The 1,919-nt window shown below is 72.9% G+C and carries 1 protein-coding gene; it reads right to left on the reverse strand.

The genetic code is table 11. The features are described 5' to 3' along the window. On the reverse strand, positions 1-1,919 hold a 1,919-nt coding region (locus BI06_RS45275; RefSeq protein WP_043479110.1), incomplete at both ends, for a type I polyketide synthase.

Consider the following 1,919-nt stretch of genomic DNA (forward strand, 5'->3'; position numbering starts at 1 on the left):
GGGCGACGATCCGTGCGGCGTCCTCCAGCGTCAGGGCGCCGGCGACGTGGGCGGCGGCGATCTCGCCCTGCGAGTGGCCGACCACCGCGGCGGGCTTCACACCCAGCGAGCGCCAGAGTTCGGCAAGCGAGACCATGACGGCGAACAGCACCGGCTGGACGACGTCGACCCGGTCGAGGGCGTCCTTGTTGTCGTCGCGGACCACGTCGAGCAGCGACCAGCTGTCGGTGAACGGCTCCAGCGCGGCGGCGCACTCGGTCATCTTCTCGGCGAACACCGGTGAGAACTCCAGGAGTTCACGTGCCATGCCGATCCACTGCGAACCCTGGCCCGGGAACACGAACACCGTTCCGGTGGATCCGGCCCGGCCGGTGACGACGCCCGCGGAGTCGCCGGTGGAGACGAACTCCTGCAGCCGCTCGGCGAGTTCTTCGCGACCGTCGCCGATCACGACGGCCCGGTGGTCCTGCAGCGTACGACCGTTCGTGAGGGTGAACGCGACGTCGCGCGGGTCCGGTTCGGTCCCGTCGGTGACCCGCTCCAGCAGGCGCGCGGCCTGCTCGGTCAGCGCGGCCTCGCTCCGGGCCGACAGCACCCACGGCAGCGGACCCTCACCCGCGGCGTCGGTCTCGGCCGGCTTCGGTGCGGGCTCCTCCGCGGCGGCCTCCAGGACCACGTGCGCGTTGGTCCCACCGATGCCGAAGGAGGAGACGGCGGAGCGGCGCGGGCGGTCCAGCTCGGGCCAGTCGCGCTGCTCGGTGAGCAGGCTGACGGCGCCGGACTCCCAGTCCACGTGGTGCGACGGGGTGTCGGCGTGCAGGGTGCGCGGCATCACGCCGTGGCGCATCGCCTCGACCATCTTGATCACACCCGCGACACCCGCCGCCGCCTGGGTGTGCCCGATGTTGGACTTCACCGACCCGAGCCACAGCGGCCGTTCGGCGTCGTGCTCCTGGCCGTAGGTGGCCAGCAGGGCCTGCGCCTCGATCGGGTCGCCGAGCGCGGTGCCCGTGCCGTGCGCCTCGACGAGGTCGACATCGGCCGGGGCGAGGCGGGCATTGGCGAGGGCATCACGGATGACGCGCTGCTGGGAGGGGCCGTTGGGCGCGGTGAGGCCGTTGCTCGCGCCGTCCTGGTTGACCGCTGAACCACGCACCACCGCCAGCACCCGGTGCCCCAGCCGCTCGGCGTCGGAGAGGCGTTCGACGACGAGCATGCCGACGCCTTCGGACCAGCCGGCGCCGTCGGCGTCGTCGGAGAAGGCCTTGCAGCGGCCGTCGGGGGACATGGCGCGCTGGCGGGAGAACTCCACGAAGGTGGTGGGCGTGGACATCACCGTCACGCCGCCCGCGACGGCGAGCGTGCATTCGCCGTTGCGCAGCGCCTGGGCGGCCAGGTGCAGGGCGACGAGCGAGGAGGAGCAGGCGGTGTCCACCGTCATCGCCGGGCCCTCCAGGCCCAGCAGGTAGGAGATCCGCCCGGACGCCACGCTCGACGAGCTGCCGAGCATCCGGAAGCCGTCCATGCCCTCGATCGGCTCGTGCAGCGGCGGCCCGTACTCCATCGCCATCAGGCCGGCGAAGACACCGGTGCGGCTGCCGCGCAGGGTGGCGGGGTCGATGCCGGCGCGCTCCAGGGCTTCCCAGGAGGTTTCCAGCAGCAGGCGCTGCTGCGGGTCCATCGCGGTGGCCTCGCGCGGGCTGATGCCGAAGAACTCCGGCTCGAACACGGCGGCGTCCTGGAGGAATCCGCCCTTGCGCGTGTACGTGCGGCCGACGGCGTCCGGGTCGGGGTCGTAGAGGTTGGCGAGGTCCCAGCCGCGGTCGGTGGGGAAGTCCGAGATGACGTCCGCGCCGTCCAGGGCGGCCCGCCAGAGGCCCTGGGGGGAGGTGATGTCGCCGGGGTAACGGCAGGCCATG

It is taken from the genome of Kitasatospora sp. MBT66, from assembly GCF_000710405.2.
Taxonomy (GTDB): Bacteria; Actinomycetota; Actinomycetes; order Streptomycetales; family Streptomycetaceae; genus Kitasatospora; species Kitasatospora purpeofusca.